Here is a 14,895-nt window from a genome sequence, read left to right as displayed (position 1 = left end):
CCGGGCCGCGTCCGGGTCACTCCCAGTCGTCGTCGCGGCCGCCGCTGGGGTCGATCTCGTCGGTGGGGATCGCGGTGATGTTCGCCAGTTGCTCCACGATCGTGCGGTAGACGAGGATGCGGATGCCGCGCCGAGTCGCGGCGCGCCGCTCGATGGGCCGCCGGTAGACCACGACCTGCCCGTTCTTGGTGGGCGTCGCCGTCACCGCGGCGGCCAGCGGCACCCGACTGGGCGCCCACGCGGCGTTGATGGTGGGAACGTCCTCGATGCCGACATCGACACCCACCAGCGCGCGGGGGCACGATTCGGCGATCTGAGCGAGCGCATCGCTGACACAGCGGGTGAAGAAGACCTGCGGCGACTGGCGCGCGCGCAGCGGCACGACCCCGTTGGTGTGCGGGTTGGGCCACGCGGCCGGGCCGCGCCGCCCGCGTCCGTGTCGATCGCGTCGCTTGAGCATGCCCGCCACCCTAGTGCGACCGCGCGGGCGTCGATCGACGGCCCGGTGTCCGACATCGCGGCGTCGGTGCGGCGCGCGGTGGGCGCGGCGAGGTACGGTCGGCGGCGTGAGTTCTCGTCGTTGCTCGAAGACCGGCTGCTCCGGCGCCGCGGTCGCCACCCTGACCTACGTCTACAAGGATTCGACGGCCGTGGTCGGCCCCCTCGCCCTGCGTGACGAGCCCGGCAGCTACGACCTGTGCGCGGTGCACTGCGAGACCCTGATCAGCCCGCGCGGCTGGGAGTTGATCCGGCTGCCGTTGGACGCCGACCCGGCCGATGGCCTCGGCCGGTCCAGCGACGACCTACTGGCCCTGGCCGACGCCGTCCGCGAGGTCGGCCTCGGCTACGAGGAGCCGAGGGTCGAGCCCCGCGCCGTCGGGCGCCGTCGTGGTCACCTGGCCGTCGTGGCGGATCTGCCCGACGACCCTCGGTAGGCTGACCCTGAGTCGAGGAAGGCGCAATGATGAACGACATCGTCCCGAACGTCTTGGAGCTGCTGGTCTGCCCGCGGTGCCACCAGCAACTGACCTGGGCCTACGAGGCCAGCGAGTTGGTGTGCACCGGCCCCGCGTGCGGATTGGCCTATCCCGTCCGCGGCGGCATCCCGATCCTCGTCGAGGACGAGGCGCGCGCCGCCCGTGCCTGAGTTCGACGACGGGCTCCTCGACGACCCCCAGGCGCTCGAGGCCGCAGACGGCGTGATCCGCCCGCTCGCCGAGGCCGGCGCCCGGTTGCGCCGCGAGGCCGCGGCGGCTGCCGCCGTGCTGGCCGGCGTCGAGGACGAGGGACGTCCCCGCGCCGTCGTGGCCGTGGGGCCCGAGGCGCGGCTGCTGCGCGCGGTGCTCGAGCCGTCCTGCCCGGTCCCGTTCGTGGCGTGGCCGAGCCTCGGCCTCCCCGGTTGGGTCGGCCCACTCGACCTGGTCGTCGTGCTCGGCGGGGCCGGACGTGAAGCCGCTGCGGCCGTCCACGAGGCCACCCGCCGCGGCTCGCGACTCATCGTGACGGCTCCGCCGGACTCTCCGGTCGCGCAGGAGGCCGGCCGCTCCGCGACGCTGCTGCCGAGCCAGACGTCCGACCCGCTGTGCGGGGCGATCACCGTGCTGATGGCGCTGCACCGGCTCGGCCTGGGCCCGGTGACCGACCCGTCCGCCATCGCCGACGTCCTCGACGACACCGCCCGCGCGTGCTCCTACGCGCTCGACATCGCGGCCAACCCGGCCAAGTCGCTCGCGCTCGAGCTGGCCGACGCGCTCCCGCTGGTGTGGGGCGGGTCGGTGCTGGCGGCCCGGGCGTCCCGGCGCATCGCCGAGGCGCTGAGGGCGGCCTCGGGGCGCGTGGCGCTCGCGGCCGATTTCTCCGAGCTGAACCCGATCCTGGCCGAGGCACGGCCGCGGGACCCGTTCGACGACCCGTTCGACGGCGCGGCGCGGGACGCGCGCCCGGCGCTGGTGATCGTGGACGATGGGGCGGGCGACCCCGCGGCGGCCGAGCATCGCGAGGTGCTGGAGGCGAACGCGCAGGTCGCGGACGCCCGAGTGTGCGTCCTGGAACACCTGCAGGACTCGTCGATGGAGCGCTACGCGGGCGTCCTGCAGCGGGGACTGTTCGCCGCCGCCTACCTGCAGGTGGGGATGGGCCGGGCCTGAGGCTGTCCGGCGATCACGCGCGGGGGCCCGGTTCCTCGCACCTGACGATAGGGTCGGGCATGTGGATTACCGTGTCGCAGACCTGAACCTCGCCGATTTCGGCCGCAAGCAGATCACCCTCGCCGAGCACGAGATGCCCGGCCTGATGGCGATGCGCGAGCGTTACGCCGACTCTCAGCCGCTCAAGGGCGCCCGCATCGCCGGCTCGCTGCACATGACGGTGCAGACGGCGGTGCTCATCGAGACGCTGACCGCGCTGGGCGCCGAGGTGCGCTGGGCCTCGTGCAACATCTTCTCGACCCAGGACGAGGCGGCCGCCGCCATCGTGGTGGGCAAGGACGGCACCCCCGATGACCCGCGCGGCGTCCCGGTGTTCGCGTGGAAGGGTGAGTCGCTCGAGGAGTACTGGGCCTGCACCGAGCAGATCTTCGACTGGGACGGGCGGCACGCCAACATGATCCTGGACGACGGCGGCGACGCCTCGCTGCTCGTGCACAAGGGCGTCGAGTTCGCCAAGGCCGGCGCGGTGCCCGAGGCCGGCGAGGGCGACAGCCACGAGTTCGCCGTCCTGCTCAACACGCTCCGCAACTCCACGCTCGACTGGGTCGCGATCGCCAACGCCATCCAGGGCGTGACCGAGGAGACCACCACCGGCGTCCACCGCCTCTACGAGATGGCCCGCGCGCAGGCGCTGCTGTTCCCCGCGATCAACGTCAACGACTCGGTCACCAAGAGCAAGTTCGACAACAAGTACGGCATCCGGCACAGCCTCATCGACGGCATCAACCGCGCCTCCGACGTGCTCATCGGCGGCAAGACCGCGCTGGTGTGCGGCTACGGCGATGTCGGCAAGGGGTGCGCGGAGGCACTGGCCGGGCAGGGCGCCCGCGTCATCGTCACCGAGATCGACCCGATCTGCGCGTTGCAGGCCGCGATGGACGGCTACCAGGTCGCCCGCATCGAGGACGTCGTCGGGGACGTCGACATCTTCGTCACCGCCACCGGCTGCGTGAACGTCATCACGTCCGAGCACATGTCCCAGATGAAGGACCTGGCGATCGTGGGCAACATCGGCCACTTCGACAACGAGATCGACATGGCGGGCCTCGAGAGCTGGCCCGGCGTGCGCCGGATGAACCTCAAGCCTCAGGTCGACGTCTGGACGTTCGAGGACGGCCACTCGATCATCGTCCTCAGCGAGGGGCGCCTGCTGAACCTCGGCAACGCCACGGGCCACCCGAGCTTCGTGATGAGCAACAGCTTCACCAACCAGGTGCTCGCGCAGATCGAGCTGTACACGAAGCCCGAGGACTATCCGATCGGCGTCTACACGCTGCCCAAGGAGCTCGACGAGGAGGTCGCCCGCCTGCATCTGGACGCCCTCGGCGTCCGGCTGAGTGAGCTGACGACCGAGCAGGCCGAGTACCTGGGCATCCCGGTGGAGGGTCCGTACAAGGCCGACCTGTACCGCTACTGAGTCAGCGGGACGGCTCGCCATCGAGGGTCAGCATGAACCGGCTCCCGTCGGGGCGGAAGCCCGCCGACTCGAGGTAGGTGCGGTGCTCCGCGGTGGTCGCCTCGGCCACCAGCCGGCGGACGCCGCGGGCGGTGAACACGTCGCGCCCGGGGCCGAACAGCCAGCGCGCCACGCGCGAGTCCCGGTAGGCCGGCGTGACGTAGTCGAGCGTGACCTGGAGCTCGTCGCCGAGCGGCCTGGCCAGGAAGACGCCGGCCGGCAGCCCGTCGCGGGTGAGCAGACGGGCGAAGGGGTAGTGACCCTCGATGTCGAACCGCGGCTGGGAACGGTGGATCTCGGGCAGGTTGGCCGCCAGGAAGTCGCGCAGGAACGGGGCGTCCGGCTCGATCGGGACGGCGTTGATCGTGCTCGCGGCCGGGGCGAGCTCGCGGCGCAGGTGCCAGATGTTCAGCAGGACGGCCGCACCGTTGGCGATCATGACGGGGATCGCGCCGATCAGCGCGCCGTAGATCACGAAGGTGAGCGAGCCGACGAGCGACACCACGCGCAACCGGACGAGCGAGCGCATCGCCAGGGAGATGACGATGAGCGCCGAGGCCAGGTAACCGATCAACTCCACCATGCCCGCATGGTAGAGGCTGCCGGACGGATCAGCCGCGCGGAACCTCCACGGCCCGCAGGACGGCGTCGCCGTAGGCGAGTTCCTCCCAGCTGCCGTCGAAGGTGAGGACGGCGATCGCAGACGTCGGGAACTTCTCCGCCACCCGCCCGCTGAGCGGGGAAGCGGCGACGAGGTTGACGATCAGCTCGCCCATGGCCGGCTGGTGGCCGATCACCAGGGCCGTCCGGGTGGCGCTCGGCAGCTCGCGGATCTCGTCGAGGATCTGCTCGGGCCACGCGGCGTAGAGGGAGTCGCGCATCTTGACGCTGCTCGCACTCGCGCCGCCCATCAGCGCGCACTGCCAGGTCTGCTGGGCCCGCGACGCGGTGGAGCAGAGCAGGACGTCGATGTCGAAGTCCGCGAGGGTCTCGCCGGCGACGACGGCATCGCGGGTTCCTCGGCCCGACAGGGGCCGAGTGGCGTCGGCTTCGTTGGTCTTCCAGGACGACTTGGCGTGGCGCATCAGGAGCAGGGTCTTGCCGGCCATGCCTGGAGTCTAGGCGGACGGCCGCGCCACGGGGGAGTGGTCGGGTGGGCGAGATCGGTCGCTACTCGCCGGAGTCGTCGCCGCCCTGGCCGGGGTTGAGGGAGGACCAGATCTCCTTGCACTCGGGACAGACCGGGTAGCGGTCGGGGTTGCGGCTCGGAACCCACACCTTGCCGCACAGCGCGACGACGGGGGTGCCCATCACCATGGCCTCGGTGAGCTTGTCCTTGGCGACGTAGTGGGAGAACCGCTCGTGATCGCCCTCGTCGGGACGCAGATCGGTGCGTTCGTCGAGGACGGTCTGGGAACCGGGAGCGAGATCAGTCACGCGTTTCATCCTACTGGGGTGTTCATGGTGAGATAACCCCCGTGTCCTCCTCTCTCCGCGGTCTGGTCGTCGGCCTGTTGATGCTGGTGACCGCGATCGCCTTCGAGGCGCAGGCGGTCACGACGGCCATGCCCGCGGCCGCGGCCGACCTGGCCGGCGTCGCGCTGTACGCGTGGGCGTTCACAGCGTTCTCGATCGCACAGATCCTCGCCATCGTGATCGCGGGACGCCTGTGCGACCGCAGCGGTCCGGTGCCCCCGCTGGTCGGCGGTCTCGCCCTGTTCGGCGCCGGGCTGGTGATCGCCGCGCTGGCACCGGCTATGCCCGTGCTGCTCGTCGGACGCTTCGTGCAGGGCCTGGGCGGCGGCTCGGTGAACCTGGCGCTGATGGTGACGGTCGGCAAGGTGTTCGACCCGGCCGATCAGGCGCGGGTCATGACGTGGTTCTCCGCCGCCTGGATGCTGCCGTCTTTCATCGGGCCAGCGGCGGCCGGCTGGCTGACCGAGACGCTGTCGTGGCACGCGGTGTTCTGGGGGATCGTCCCGTTCGTCCTGCTGGGCGCGGCGTTCCTGTTCCCGGCGCTGCGGCGCACCCCGATCCCCCTGCACCGTGAGGAGGACGGCCCGGCCCCGGTCGGTCTGGGGGCGGCCGTCCTCGTGTCCGTCGGCATCACGCTGCTGCAGGTCGCGGGGCAACAGTTGACGTGGTTGTCGGCGGTGCTGGCCGCGGCCGGACTGGGGCTGCTGGTGGTCGGCATGCCGCGGTTGATGCCGGCCGGCTACGGACCGCTGGCGCCCGGGATGGCCGCGGTGATCAATGTCCGGCTGCTCACGGGTGGCGCGTTCATGGCCGGCGAGTCGTTCCTGCCGCTGATGCTGGTGCAGCTGCGCGGGCTGAGCCTCGTGCAGGCCGGCATGGTGGTGACGATCGCGTCCGTGGGCTGGGTGGTCGGCTCGTGGGTGCAGGCGCGACCGTGGCTCCGGCTGCGCCGCGACGAGATCATCACCCTCGGAGCCGCGTGCGTCGCGGCCGGGATGGCGCTGATCGCCGCCGGCAGCTGGTGGCCGTCGCTGTGGCTCGGGGTCGTCGTCGGCGGCGCCACGATCGCCGGCGCCGGCATGGGCCTGCAGACCGCGAGTACGTCGCTCGCCGTGATGCTGCTCTCCGAGCCCGCCCAGCTGGGGCGAAACACGAGCTCCCTGCAGGTGGGCGAGGCGATCGGCATGTCCCTGCTCGGTGCTGTCGCAGGGACGCTGTTCGCCTTCTTCCACGGCCTCGGCCTGGACGTCCCCGCCTTCGGCGCCCCGATGAGCGTGCTCGTGGTGGTGATCGTCGCAGCCGTCGTCGTGAGCCGCCGCGTCGGGCCGGTGCAGAACCACACCGCGCAACAGCTCCTTCCGGACCCGTAACGGATGGTGCGGTGTGCATGGGTGCTCAGCGCGAACATGAACGAACGCACATGTGACCACCGTTCGTGGTGGTAGTGAGTTGACCGCTAGAGTCTCGACATCGAGAAGGAGTCACTCAAGCATGGACGAAGTCGACCGCATCCTCCAGGCCTGGCGCACCGAGGCGCCGCACCTCGATGCGAGCCCGCTGCGCGTCTTCTCCCGGGTCAGCCGGCTCGCCCGCCATCTCGACCTCGCGCGCAAGGAGGCGTTCGCCGGGCACGGACTCGAGGTGTGGGAGTTCGACGTGCTCGCGGCGCTGCGCCGCGAGGGGGCGCCGTACGAGCTGTCGCCCGGCGCGCTCATCCACCAGACACTCTCGACGTCCGGGACCATGACCAATCGCATCGATCGCCTCGCCGCGCGAGGCATGGTCGAGCGGCTGCCCGACCCGCGCGACCGGCGTGGCGTCCGGGTGCGGCTGACCGAGCCCGGGGCCAAGGTGGTGGACGCCGCGCTGGCCGACCTCATCTCGTTCGAACGCGACCTGCTGGGCGCGTTGACGTGCGAGCAGTCCGACGAGATCGCCGTGCTGCTGCGCAAGCTGCTGGCCGGTTTCGAGGCCGCCTGGCGCGGGGATGACCAGCCCGTCGACTCCTCCGGTGGGGGCGGCGTCGAGGCGGTAGGCTGACCGAGCTCCGGCCCTGTTCAGCAGAAAGTCACGCAATGGCGCACCTCAACCCCACGCTCGTCGAACTCGCCGACGCCTTCGGGATCGCGACCTCCTTCACCGATTGGAAGGGCAGGCCGACCGACATCGAGGACGACACGATCGTCGGCATCCTCGCGGGCATGGACGTGGACGCCTCGACGCCGGAGCGGGCGGAGGCGGCCCTCACAGAGTTGCAGCTGCGGTCCTGGCGTCGCCCACTGCCGCCGTGCGTCCCGGTGATCGAGGGCGACGGCACGCACGTGACCGTCCACGTGGACGCCGGGGCGCCCGCGGTGCTCACCGTCCAGCTCGAGGACGGCGGCTGGCGCGACACCTATCAGGTGGACGACTGGGAGCCCGACCGCTGGGTCGACGACCGCCTGGTCGGGCAGGCGACGTTCTGGATCCCGGCGGACCTGCCGACGGGCTACCACCGGTTGCGGCTGGAATCCGACGAGAAGGTGGCGGAGTCGACGCTGATCGTCAGCCCCCGCTTCCTCGGGTTCCCGGCCGGCATGGGATCGCGGCGCGTGTGGGGCTATTCCACGCAGCTGTACAGCGTCCGTTCGCTGGAGAGCTGGGGGATGGGCGACCTGGCCGACCTGGCCGACCTCGCCATCTGGTCGACGACGCAGCAGCAGGCGTCCTACGTGCTGACGAACCCGCTCCACGCGGCCGAGCCGATGCCGCCGATCGAGCCGTCGCCCTACCTGCCGAGCAGCCGTCGCTACGTCAGCCCTCTCTACATCCGGCCCGAGTCGATCGCCGAGTACGCGACGCTGCCGGAGAAGAAGCGCCAGCAGATCCAGGCGATCAAGGACGACCTGATGGCGCGCGTGGGCGAGCTCGACCGCATCGAACGCGATCCGATCTGGACCGCCAAGATGGACGCGCTGCGCATCGTCTACGACGACGGACGCTCCGCCGCCCGACAGATGAGCCGCGACGACTTCGTCGCCCGCGAGGGCCGCAGCCTGCAGCACTTCGCGATCTGGTGCGTCCTGGTGAGCCTGCACGGCATGAACTGGCGCGAGTGGCCCGAAGACCTGCGCGATCCCGAGTCGCCCGCCGTGGCCGCCCTGGCCAAGGAGCACGCGGACGACGTCGCCTTCAACATCTGGCTGCAGTGGGTCGCCGACGGCCAGCTGAGCCTGGCGCAGAACGCGGCCAAGGACGCCGGCATGTGCATCGGCGTCATGAACGACCTGGCGGTCGGGGTGAGTCAGGACTCCGCGGAGGTCTGGATGGACCGCGACGTGTTCGCCGGTGGGGTGAGCGTCGGCGCACCGCCGGACCACTTCAACCAGCTCGGCCAGGACTGGGGCCAGTCGCCTTGGCGACCCGACCGGCTGGAGGAGCTCGCCTACGAGCCGTTCCGGGCGATGGTCGCGGGCATCCTGCGTCACTCCGGCGGCATCCGCATCGACCACATCATGGGGTTGTTCCGCCTGTGGTGGGTGCCGGCTGGCATGCAGCCGACCAAGGGCAGCTATGTCCGTTACGCCCACGAGGCGATGGTCGGCATCGTGATCCTCGAGGCCACGCGAGCCGGCGCGCTGGTGGTGGGGGAGGACCTCGGCACCGTCGAGCCGTGGGTGCGCACCTACCTGCGCGAACGAGGCGTCCTGGGCACCTCCGTCGCCTGGTTCGAGCGCGACTCCGACGGCGTCCTGTTGCCGCCGGAGCGGTACCGCGAGTACTGCCTCGCGTCCGTCACCACGCACGACCTGCCGCCCACCACCGGCTACCTGGAGGGCAACCACCTGCGTCTGCAGGACCGCCTCGGCGTCCTGACCGAGAGTCTCGACCACGAGATGGAGGGCCTGCGCCGCGAGCTGGCCGAGTGGAAAGAGCTGCTGGCCTCCCGAGGCCTGCTGCGCGCCGGCGAGGGTGTCGACGAGGTCGAGCAGATGGTGCTGGCCATGCATCGCTTCCTCACCCGGACGCCGTCGCGCGTGCTCAACGCGGCTCTGACGGACGCCGTCGGCGACCAGCGCACGCAGAACCAGCCGGGCACGATCGACGAGTACCCGAACTGGCGCGTTCCGCTCAGCGGGCCCGACAAGCGGCCGCTGCTGCTCGAAGAGGTGTTCGTGAACCCGCGCGCCGCCAGGCTCGCCGCCGTGATGAACGGACAAGACGTCCCGCCGGCCACGCACTGACGGCGCTGGCGAGCGGACGGGCATGATCTTCGAGGGCTTCGCCCGGGCTCGGGTGGCTGTCGACGACGATGTCACACTGCGCGTCCGCTACGCCGGGGAGGGCCCCGCCGTGGTCCTCTTGCACGGACACCCGCGCACCCACACGACGTGGCACGCCGTCGCCCCCGTCCTCGTCAGGGCCGGGCTCGCGGTCGTCTGCCCGGACCTGCGCGGCTACGGGCAGTCGTCAACTCCCTCTCCCGACCCGGAGCACCACGCCTATTGCGATCGCGCGATGGCCGATGACATCGCGCGTCTGATGTCACAACTGGGTCATGAGCGGTTCGCCGTGGTCGGCCACGATCGTGGCAGCTACGTCGCCTACCGGTGCGCGCTCGACCACCCGGAGCGAGTGGCTCGCCTCGCCGTGCTGGACAGTGTTCCCATCCTCGAGGCCCTTGAGCGGGTCGACGCGCGCTTCGCCCAAGAGTGGTGGCACTGGTTCTTCTTCGCCTCCGATCAGGCCGAGCGCGTCATCACTGCGGACCCACTCGCCTGGTACCGGCCGGACCGGCGGCAGATGGGCGACGAGAACTATCAGGACATGGTCGCCGCGGTCACCAACCCAGCGACTGTCCGGGCGATGCTTGAGGACTACCGGGCCAGCCTGAGCATTGATCGAGCGAACGATGCTGCCGATCGGGCCGCTGGGCGCGTCATCGAGTGCCCGAGCTTGGTCGGATGGTCCAGCCGCGATGACATGGAGAGGCTGTACGGCGACCCCAGCGACATCTGGCGCGCCTGGTGCCGACAGGAACCCCAGCGAGTCGTCATCAATTCTGGACACCACATGGCCGAGGAGAACCCCGCCCAACTCGGCGCTGCACTGCGGAGCTTCCTTCTCTAGCGGGTCTTCGGCGGCGTCATTACGCCAGGTTGTTGCGGCGCACGCGGACGCCGGCGTCGGCGAACTCGGCGTAGACCTTCTTGATGCCGGCCGGGTCGACCGCGGCGGTCAGGTCGACGAGCACCGTCGTGGCGAAGCCCGCGCTCGCGGCGTCCAGCGCGGTGGCGCGGACGCAGTGGTCGGTGGCGATGCCGCACACCTCGACGGAGTCGACGCCGAGGCGGCGCAGGAAGTCGCCGAGCTTGGCGCGCGTCGAGGATTCCTTGCCGCTGAAGCCGGAGTAGCCGTCGTCGTACTGGCCCTTGTCGAACACGCCGTCGAACGTGCGGTAGCGCAGGTTCGGGTGGAAGTCGGCGCCGGGGCTGTCCGCGACGCAGTGCCGCGGCCAGCTCGTCACGAAGTCGGGGTCGTCGCTGAAGTGGGCGCCGGGATCGATGTGCCAGTCGCGGGTGGCGACGACCGCGGCGTAGTCCGGCTGCTGAGCCAGGTACGTGGAGATGTGGCTGGCGGTCGCCTCGCCGCCGTCGACGGCGAGGGCCCCTCCCTCACAGAAATCGTTCTGGACATCGACGATGATGAGCGCGGTGCTCATCGGGCGGCCTCCTCATCGAGGTAGATGGTCGGGATCGCGGGGTCGCCCTTGGACATCTTGCGGGCGGCGCGGGGGAGCTCGTCGCGGGCGGCGAGGTGGCGGTCGCGTGCGACGCTGAGCTCCTCGCGTCCGACGATCTCGCCGTTGGTGACCAGCGGGACCAGCAGGTCGCGGTCGTTGTTGTCGCCGTCGGCCGGGGCCCCGATGCCGACGACCTCCGCCTCCGCGCGGTCGAAGGAGTCGAGGCGGCGCAGCGCGAACTTGCGCCCGCCGACCGTGGCCTTGTTGAGCGACTTCTTGTAGACGGGCTCCATGGGGGAGTCCGCGGAGTCGCCGGTGGCGCGGCTGACGAGCTTGTAGACGAAGCCGCAGGTGGGGTGCCCGGAGCCGGTCACCAGCGACGTCCCGACGCCGTAGCCGTCCACGGGGGCCCCGCGCAGCGCGGCGATCTGCCACTCGTCGAGGTCGGACGTGACGATGATGCGGGTCTTGTCGGCGCCCAGGGAGTCGAGCAGCTTGCGGACGTCGACGGCCAGCTCGGCCAGGTCGCCGGAGTCGAGGCGGACGGCGCCGAGGCGTCCATCGGTCAACTCGACGCCCTTGATGACGGCCTCGCGGATGTCGTAGGTGTCGACCAGCAAGGTCGTGTTGTCGCCCAGGGAGGCGAGCTGGGCGCGGAAGGCCTCTTCTTCGGTGTCGTGGAGCAGCGTGAACGAGTGCGCGGCGGTGCCCGCGGTCGGCACCCCATAGGAGTGCCCCGCCTCGAGGTTGGACGTCGAAGCGAAGCCCGCGATGTAGGCGGCGCGCGCGGCCGCGACGGCGGCCCACTCGTTGGTGCGGCGCGAGCCCATCTCGATGCAGGGGCGGCTGCCTGCCATCAACGTCATGCGGGACGCCGCGGACGCGACCGCGGAGTCGTAGTTGTAGATCGACAACAGCAGCGTTTCGAGGACGCAGGCCTCGGCGAACGTGCCCTCCACCTGCAACAGCGGCGAGTTCGGGAAGTACAGCTCCCCCTCGGGGTAGCCCCAGATGTCGCCGGTGAAGCGGTACGTCGACAGCCACTGCGCGGTGGGGTCGTCCACGACACCGGTGCGGCGCAGGAAGTCGATGGTCGCGTCGTCGAAGGTGAAGTTCTCCAGCGCGTTCAGCATGCGCCCGACGCCGGCGACGACGCCGTAGCGGCGGCCCTCGGGCAGCCGGCGGGGGAACAATTCGAAGACCGACCGCCGGAAGGCCGTCCCTGAACCTATCGCCGCCTTGATCATGGTCAACTCGTAGTGATCGGTCAGCAGCGCCGTCGTGGTGATCATGAGGGTCAGCCTAACCACAGGGTCTGTCACAATGGTGGTTATGGCATTTCCGCAGACACCCGGCGCGCCCGCCGGTTCGACGGCGGTCGCCGAACGTCCGGCCGAGCAGGCGCTGACGCCCTGGGTGACCCTCGTCTGGGACGACCCCGTCAACCTCATGACCTATGTGACCCACGTGTTCGTCACCTACTTCCACTACCCGAAGGGGAAGGCCGAACGCCTCATGATGCAGGTGCACACGCAGGGCAAGGCGGTCGTGAACTCCGGGACGCGCGAGGAGATGGAGCGCGACGTCGCCGCGTTGCAGGGTTACGGCCTGTGGGCCACGCTGGAGCGCTCCGAGTGAAGGCGTTCGAACGGACGCCCGCCGGACTCAGCGCCGAGTTCGAGGAGTTTGAGGTCAGCCTGCTGGCCTCCCTCGTCGACCAGGTGGTCGAGGTGATGGGCGGACGCGAGGCTGTCCGCGACGTCGATCCCCTGGAGAAGCTGTTCAACGGATTCCCCGACGCCGACCGCCCCGAGCTCGACCGCACCGACCCCGTCGTCCAGCGACTCTTCCCGGACGCCTACCCCGACGATCCCGAGGCCGCGGCCGAGTTCCGCCGGTTCACCGATGAGGAGGCCATCCGTGGCCGGGTGGCCGACGCGGACATCGTCCTGGCCGACCTGGACACGATCAACGAGGAGCGGCTCGTCATCCCCGACGACCACGTCGGGCCGTGGATCAAGACGCTGAACGCCGTCCGGCTCGCGATGGCGGCCCGCCTGGGCATCGTCGACGAGCGCTCCCAGCGCAAGCTTTCCCGGCTGCCGTCCCGTGACCCCCGCCGCAACCTGATGCACCTGTACGAGTGGCTCGGCTACGTCCTGGAGACCCTGCTGGAGGCCGTCCACTCCTGACGAAGGCGGCGCGGCACCGCTACCTGCACAGCGGCCGGGCCGGGGCGTGTGCCCCGGCCCGGCCGACAGGTGATCGGTGATCGCTCACTTCACGTCGTCGTCGACCCAATCGAAGGTGCGCTCGATGGCCTTCTTCCACTGGCGGTAGAGGCGCTCGCGCTCGGCCTCGTCCATCGTCGGCTCCCAGCGCTTGTCCTCCTTCCAGTTGTCGATGACGTCCTGCTCGCCCTTCCAGTAGCCGACCGCGATGCCGGCGGCGTAGGCCGCACCGAGCGCGGTGGTCTCGGCGACGACGGGGCGAACGACGGGCACGCCCAGCATGTCGGCCTGGAACTGCATCAGGGTGTCGTTGGCGGTCATGCCGCCGTCCACCTTCAGCTCGGTCAGGTCGACCCCGGAGTCGGCGTTCATGGCGTCCAGCACCTCGCGCGTCTGGTAGGCCGTGGACTCCAGCGCCGCGCGGGCGATGTGGTTGCGGTTGATGTAGCGGGTCAGACCCACCAGGACGCCGCGGGCGTCCGAGCGCCAGTACGGGGCGAACAGGCCGGAGAACGCCGGGACGAAGTAGCACCCGCCGTTGTCCTCCACCTGCTTGGCGAGCTCTTCGACTTCGGGAGCGCTGCTGAACATCTTCATGTTGTCGCGCAGCCACTGCACGAGCGAGCCCGTGACGGCGATCGAACCCTCGAGCGCGTAGACCGGCTTGTTGTCGCCGATCTTGTAGCAGACGGTGGTCAGCAGGCCGTTCTCGCTGGGGACGATCTCCTCGCCCGTGTTGAGCAGCATGAAGTTGCCGGTGCCGTAGGTGTTCTTGGCCATGCCGACCTCGAAGCAGGCCTGGCCGAACGTGGCGGCCTGCTGGTCGCCCAGGATGCCGGCGATCGGGACGCCGGCGATCAGACCCTTCGGGCGGTTCGTGCCGTACACCTCGGAGGAGGAGCGGATCTCGGGCAGCATGCTCATGGGGATCGTCATGTCCTTGGCGATCTCTTCGTCCCAGGACAGGGTCTTCAGGTCCATCAGCATGGTGCGCGAGGCGTTGGTCACGTCGGTGACGTGGACGCCGCCGTCCACGCCGCCCGTCATGTTCCACAGCACCCAGGTGTCGATGGTGCCCATCATGAGCTTGCCGGCCTCCGCCCGCTCGCGGGCCCCGTCCACGTTGTCGAGGATCCACTTGACCTTCGGGCCGCAGAAGTAGGTCGCCAGAGGCAGGCCGACGCGATCCTTGTACTTGTTCTGGTCGCCGCCGCCCAACTCCTCGATGATCTTGCTGGTGCGGGTGTCCTGCCAGACGATCGCGTTGTAGACCGGCTTACCCGTCTCGCGGTCCCACACGACGGTGGTCTCGCGCTGGTTCGTGATGCCGACGGCTGCGATGTCGTGATTGTTCAGGCTGACATGGGCGAGAGCCTCGGCCACGACCGAACGGACGTTCGTCCAGATCTCCTGGGGATCGTGCTCGACCCAGCCGGCCCTCGGGAAGATCTGCTCGTGCTCCTTCTGCCCGGTCGAGACGATCTGGCCACTGTGGTCGAAGATGATCGCTCGGGTGCTCGTCGTGCCCTGGTCGATGGCCATGACGTACTGGTCTTGATGCGGCATGAAAATTCCTCCGTACGGACGTTGGACGGTACCTGCCAGAAAATACCGGGTGCGCGGCGCACGCGCGCCAGGCCCCCGGTGCACCCTCGGACGACTGTTCAGGTCCCGTCCGGCGCGCGCGCTTTCGTTCATCCTGAGGGCGGGCGAACCGCTCGCGTAGGGTTCGACAGGCCGAACCCTGTTCAGAAAGCCACCCCGGCTGCTACGCTACTGCACAAACGACAAGAGCTATCGCAC

Annotated in this window: 17 protein-coding genes; 10 read left to right on the top strand and 7 right to left on the bottom strand. The window is 70.1% G+C overall.

The window, feature by feature from the left end; translation table 11 throughout:
• Positions 1–16: 16 nt before the first annotated feature.
• Complete coding sequence (locus BN1187_RS10620; RefSeq protein ID WP_040161539.1) at positions 17–460, bottom strand: metallopeptidase family protein; 444 nt, start codon at positions 458–460, stop codon at positions 17–19.
• Between the two features lie 106 nt (positions 461–566).
• Here BN1187_RS10620 and BN1187_RS10615 point away from each other — a divergent pair, with 106 nt between their 5' ends.
• From BN1187_RS10615 to ahcY, 4 genes are all read left to right on the top strand, one after another.
• Entirely contained in the window at positions 567–935 is a 369-nt protein-coding gene (locus BN1187_RS10615; protein ID WP_040161535.1) for a DUF3499 domain-containing protein, read from the top strand.
• Positions 936–961: 26 nt separating this feature from the next.
• On the top strand, positions 962–1,147 hold the full coding sequence (locus tag BN1187_RS10610) for a Trm112 family protein (protein ID WP_218184640.1): 186 nt from the start codon (positions 962–964) through the stop codon (positions 1,145–1,147).
• A complete protein-coding gene (locus tag BN1187_RS10605) occupies positions 1,140–2,147 on the top strand; it encodes an SIS domain-containing protein (RefSeq protein ID WP_040161532.1) in 1,008 nt (335 codons plus the stop codon). Before BN1187_RS10610 ends, BN1187_RS10605 begins: the two co-directional genes overlap by 8 nt.
• Positions 2,148–2,208: 61 nt before the next feature.
• Positions 2,209–3,624 carry an adenosylhomocysteinase gene (ahcY, locus tag BN1187_RS10600; RefSeq protein WP_040161529.1) on the top strand — a complete coding sequence of 472 codons (1,416 nt, stop codon included), beginning with the start codon at positions 2,209–2,211 and terminating at the stop codon, positions 3,622–3,624.
• A 1-nt stretch (position 3,625) separates the two neighbouring features.
• Here the strand turns inward: ahcY and BN1187_RS10595 are convergent, their stop codons facing one another.
• The 3 genes from BN1187_RS10595 to BN1187_RS10585 form a co-directional block, all read right to left on the bottom strand.
• Complete coding sequence (locus BN1187_RS10595) at positions 3,626–4,246, bottom strand: glycoside hydrolase family 15 protein (protein ID WP_040161526.1); 621 nt, start codon at positions 4,244–4,246, stop codon at positions 3,626–3,628.
• A gap of 28 nt (positions 4,247–4,274) precedes the next feature.
• Positions 4,275–4,772: a SixA phosphatase family protein gene (locus tag BN1187_RS10590; protein ID WP_040161524.1), complete on the bottom strand. Its 498-nt coding sequence runs from the start codon at positions 4,770–4,772 to the stop codon at positions 4,275–4,277.
• A gap of 61 nt (positions 4,773–4,833) precedes the next feature.
• Positions 4,834–5,100 (bottom strand): DUF3039 domain-containing protein, encoded by a 267-nt coding sequence (locus BN1187_RS10585; protein ID WP_235750654.1) that lies wholly within the window; start codon positions 5,098–5,100, stop codon positions 4,834–4,836.
• Positions 5,101–5,141: 41 nt separating this feature from the next.
• Here BN1187_RS10585 and BN1187_RS10580 point away from each other — a divergent pair, with 41 nt between their 5' ends.
• The 4 genes from BN1187_RS10580 (at position 5,142) to BN1187_RS10565 (ending at position 10,248) form a co-directional block, all read left to right on the top strand.
• The gene (locus BN1187_RS10580) at positions 5,142–6,509 is read left to right on the top strand and encodes an MFS transporter (protein ID WP_052462603.1); all 1,368 of its coding nucleotides are present in this window, start codon (positions 5,142–5,144) and stop codon (positions 6,507–6,509) included.
• Positions 6,510–6,630: 121 nt separating this feature from the next.
• A complete protein-coding gene (locus BN1187_RS10575; RefSeq protein ID WP_072042055.1) occupies positions 6,631–7,179 on the top strand; it encodes a MarR family winged helix-turn-helix transcriptional regulator in 549 nt (182 codons plus the stop codon).
• A gap of 35 nt (positions 7,180–7,214) precedes the next feature.
• Positions 7,215–9,362 carry a 4-alpha-glucanotransferase gene (gene malQ, locus BN1187_RS10570; protein ID WP_040161518.1) on the top strand — a complete coding sequence of 716 codons (2,148 nt, stop codon included), beginning with the start codon at positions 7,215–7,217 and terminating at the stop codon, positions 9,360–9,362.
• A gap of 22 nt (positions 9,363–9,384) precedes the next feature.
• Positions 9,385–10,248: an alpha/beta fold hydrolase gene (locus BN1187_RS10565; protein ID WP_097677329.1), complete on the top strand. Its 864-nt coding sequence runs from the start codon at positions 9,385–9,387 to the stop codon at positions 10,246–10,248.
• A gap of 19 nt (positions 10,249–10,267) precedes the next feature.
• Here the strand turns inward: BN1187_RS10565 and BN1187_RS10560 are convergent, their stop codons facing one another.
• Both BN1187_RS10560 and BN1187_RS10555 read right to left on the bottom strand, forming a co-directional pair.
• Positions 10,268–10,840, bottom strand: a complete 573-nt coding sequence (locus tag BN1187_RS10560) for an isochorismatase family protein (protein WP_040161516.1) — start codon at positions 10,838–10,840, stop codon at positions 10,268–10,270.
• Complete coding sequence (locus tag BN1187_RS10555) at positions 10,837–12,153, bottom strand: nicotinate phosphoribosyltransferase (RefSeq protein ID WP_040161513.1); 1,317 nt, start codon at positions 12,151–12,153, stop codon at positions 10,837–10,839. The genes BN1187_RS10560 and BN1187_RS10555 overlap by 4 nt, the downstream gene beginning before the upstream one ends.
• A gap of 40 nt (positions 12,154–12,193) precedes the next feature.
• Between BN1187_RS10555 and clpS the strand changes: the two genes are divergently transcribed.
• Complete coding sequence (gene clpS / locus BN1187_RS10550; protein ID WP_040161511.1) at positions 12,194–12,499, top strand: ATP-dependent Clp protease adapter ClpS; 306 nt, start codon at positions 12,194–12,196, stop codon at positions 12,497–12,499.
• Positions 12,496–13,053, top strand: coding sequence for a DUF2017 domain-containing protein (locus BN1187_RS10545; protein ID WP_040161508.1), 558 nt, complete (start codon positions 12,496–12,498; stop codon positions 13,051–13,053). The genes clpS and BN1187_RS10545 overlap by 4 nt, the downstream gene beginning before the upstream one ends.
• A gap of 84 nt (positions 13,054–13,137) precedes the next feature.
• Here BN1187_RS10545 and glpK read toward each other — a convergent pair whose 3' ends face one another.
• Positions 13,138–14,658 (bottom strand): glycerol kinase GlpK, encoded by a 1,521-nt coding sequence (gene glpK / locus BN1187_RS10540; protein ID WP_040161505.1) that lies wholly within the window; start codon positions 14,656–14,658, stop codon positions 13,138–13,140.
• Positions 14,659–14,895: the final 237 nt, after the last annotated feature.

It is taken from the genome of Nigerium massiliense (assembly GCF_000826085.1).
Lineage (GTDB): Bacteria > Actinomycetota > Actinomycetes > Propionibacteriales > Propionibacteriaceae > Propioniciclava > Propioniciclava massiliense.
Note: the sequence above shows the minus strand (reverse complement) of the source record. Positions and strands in the feature narration are given on the sequence as shown.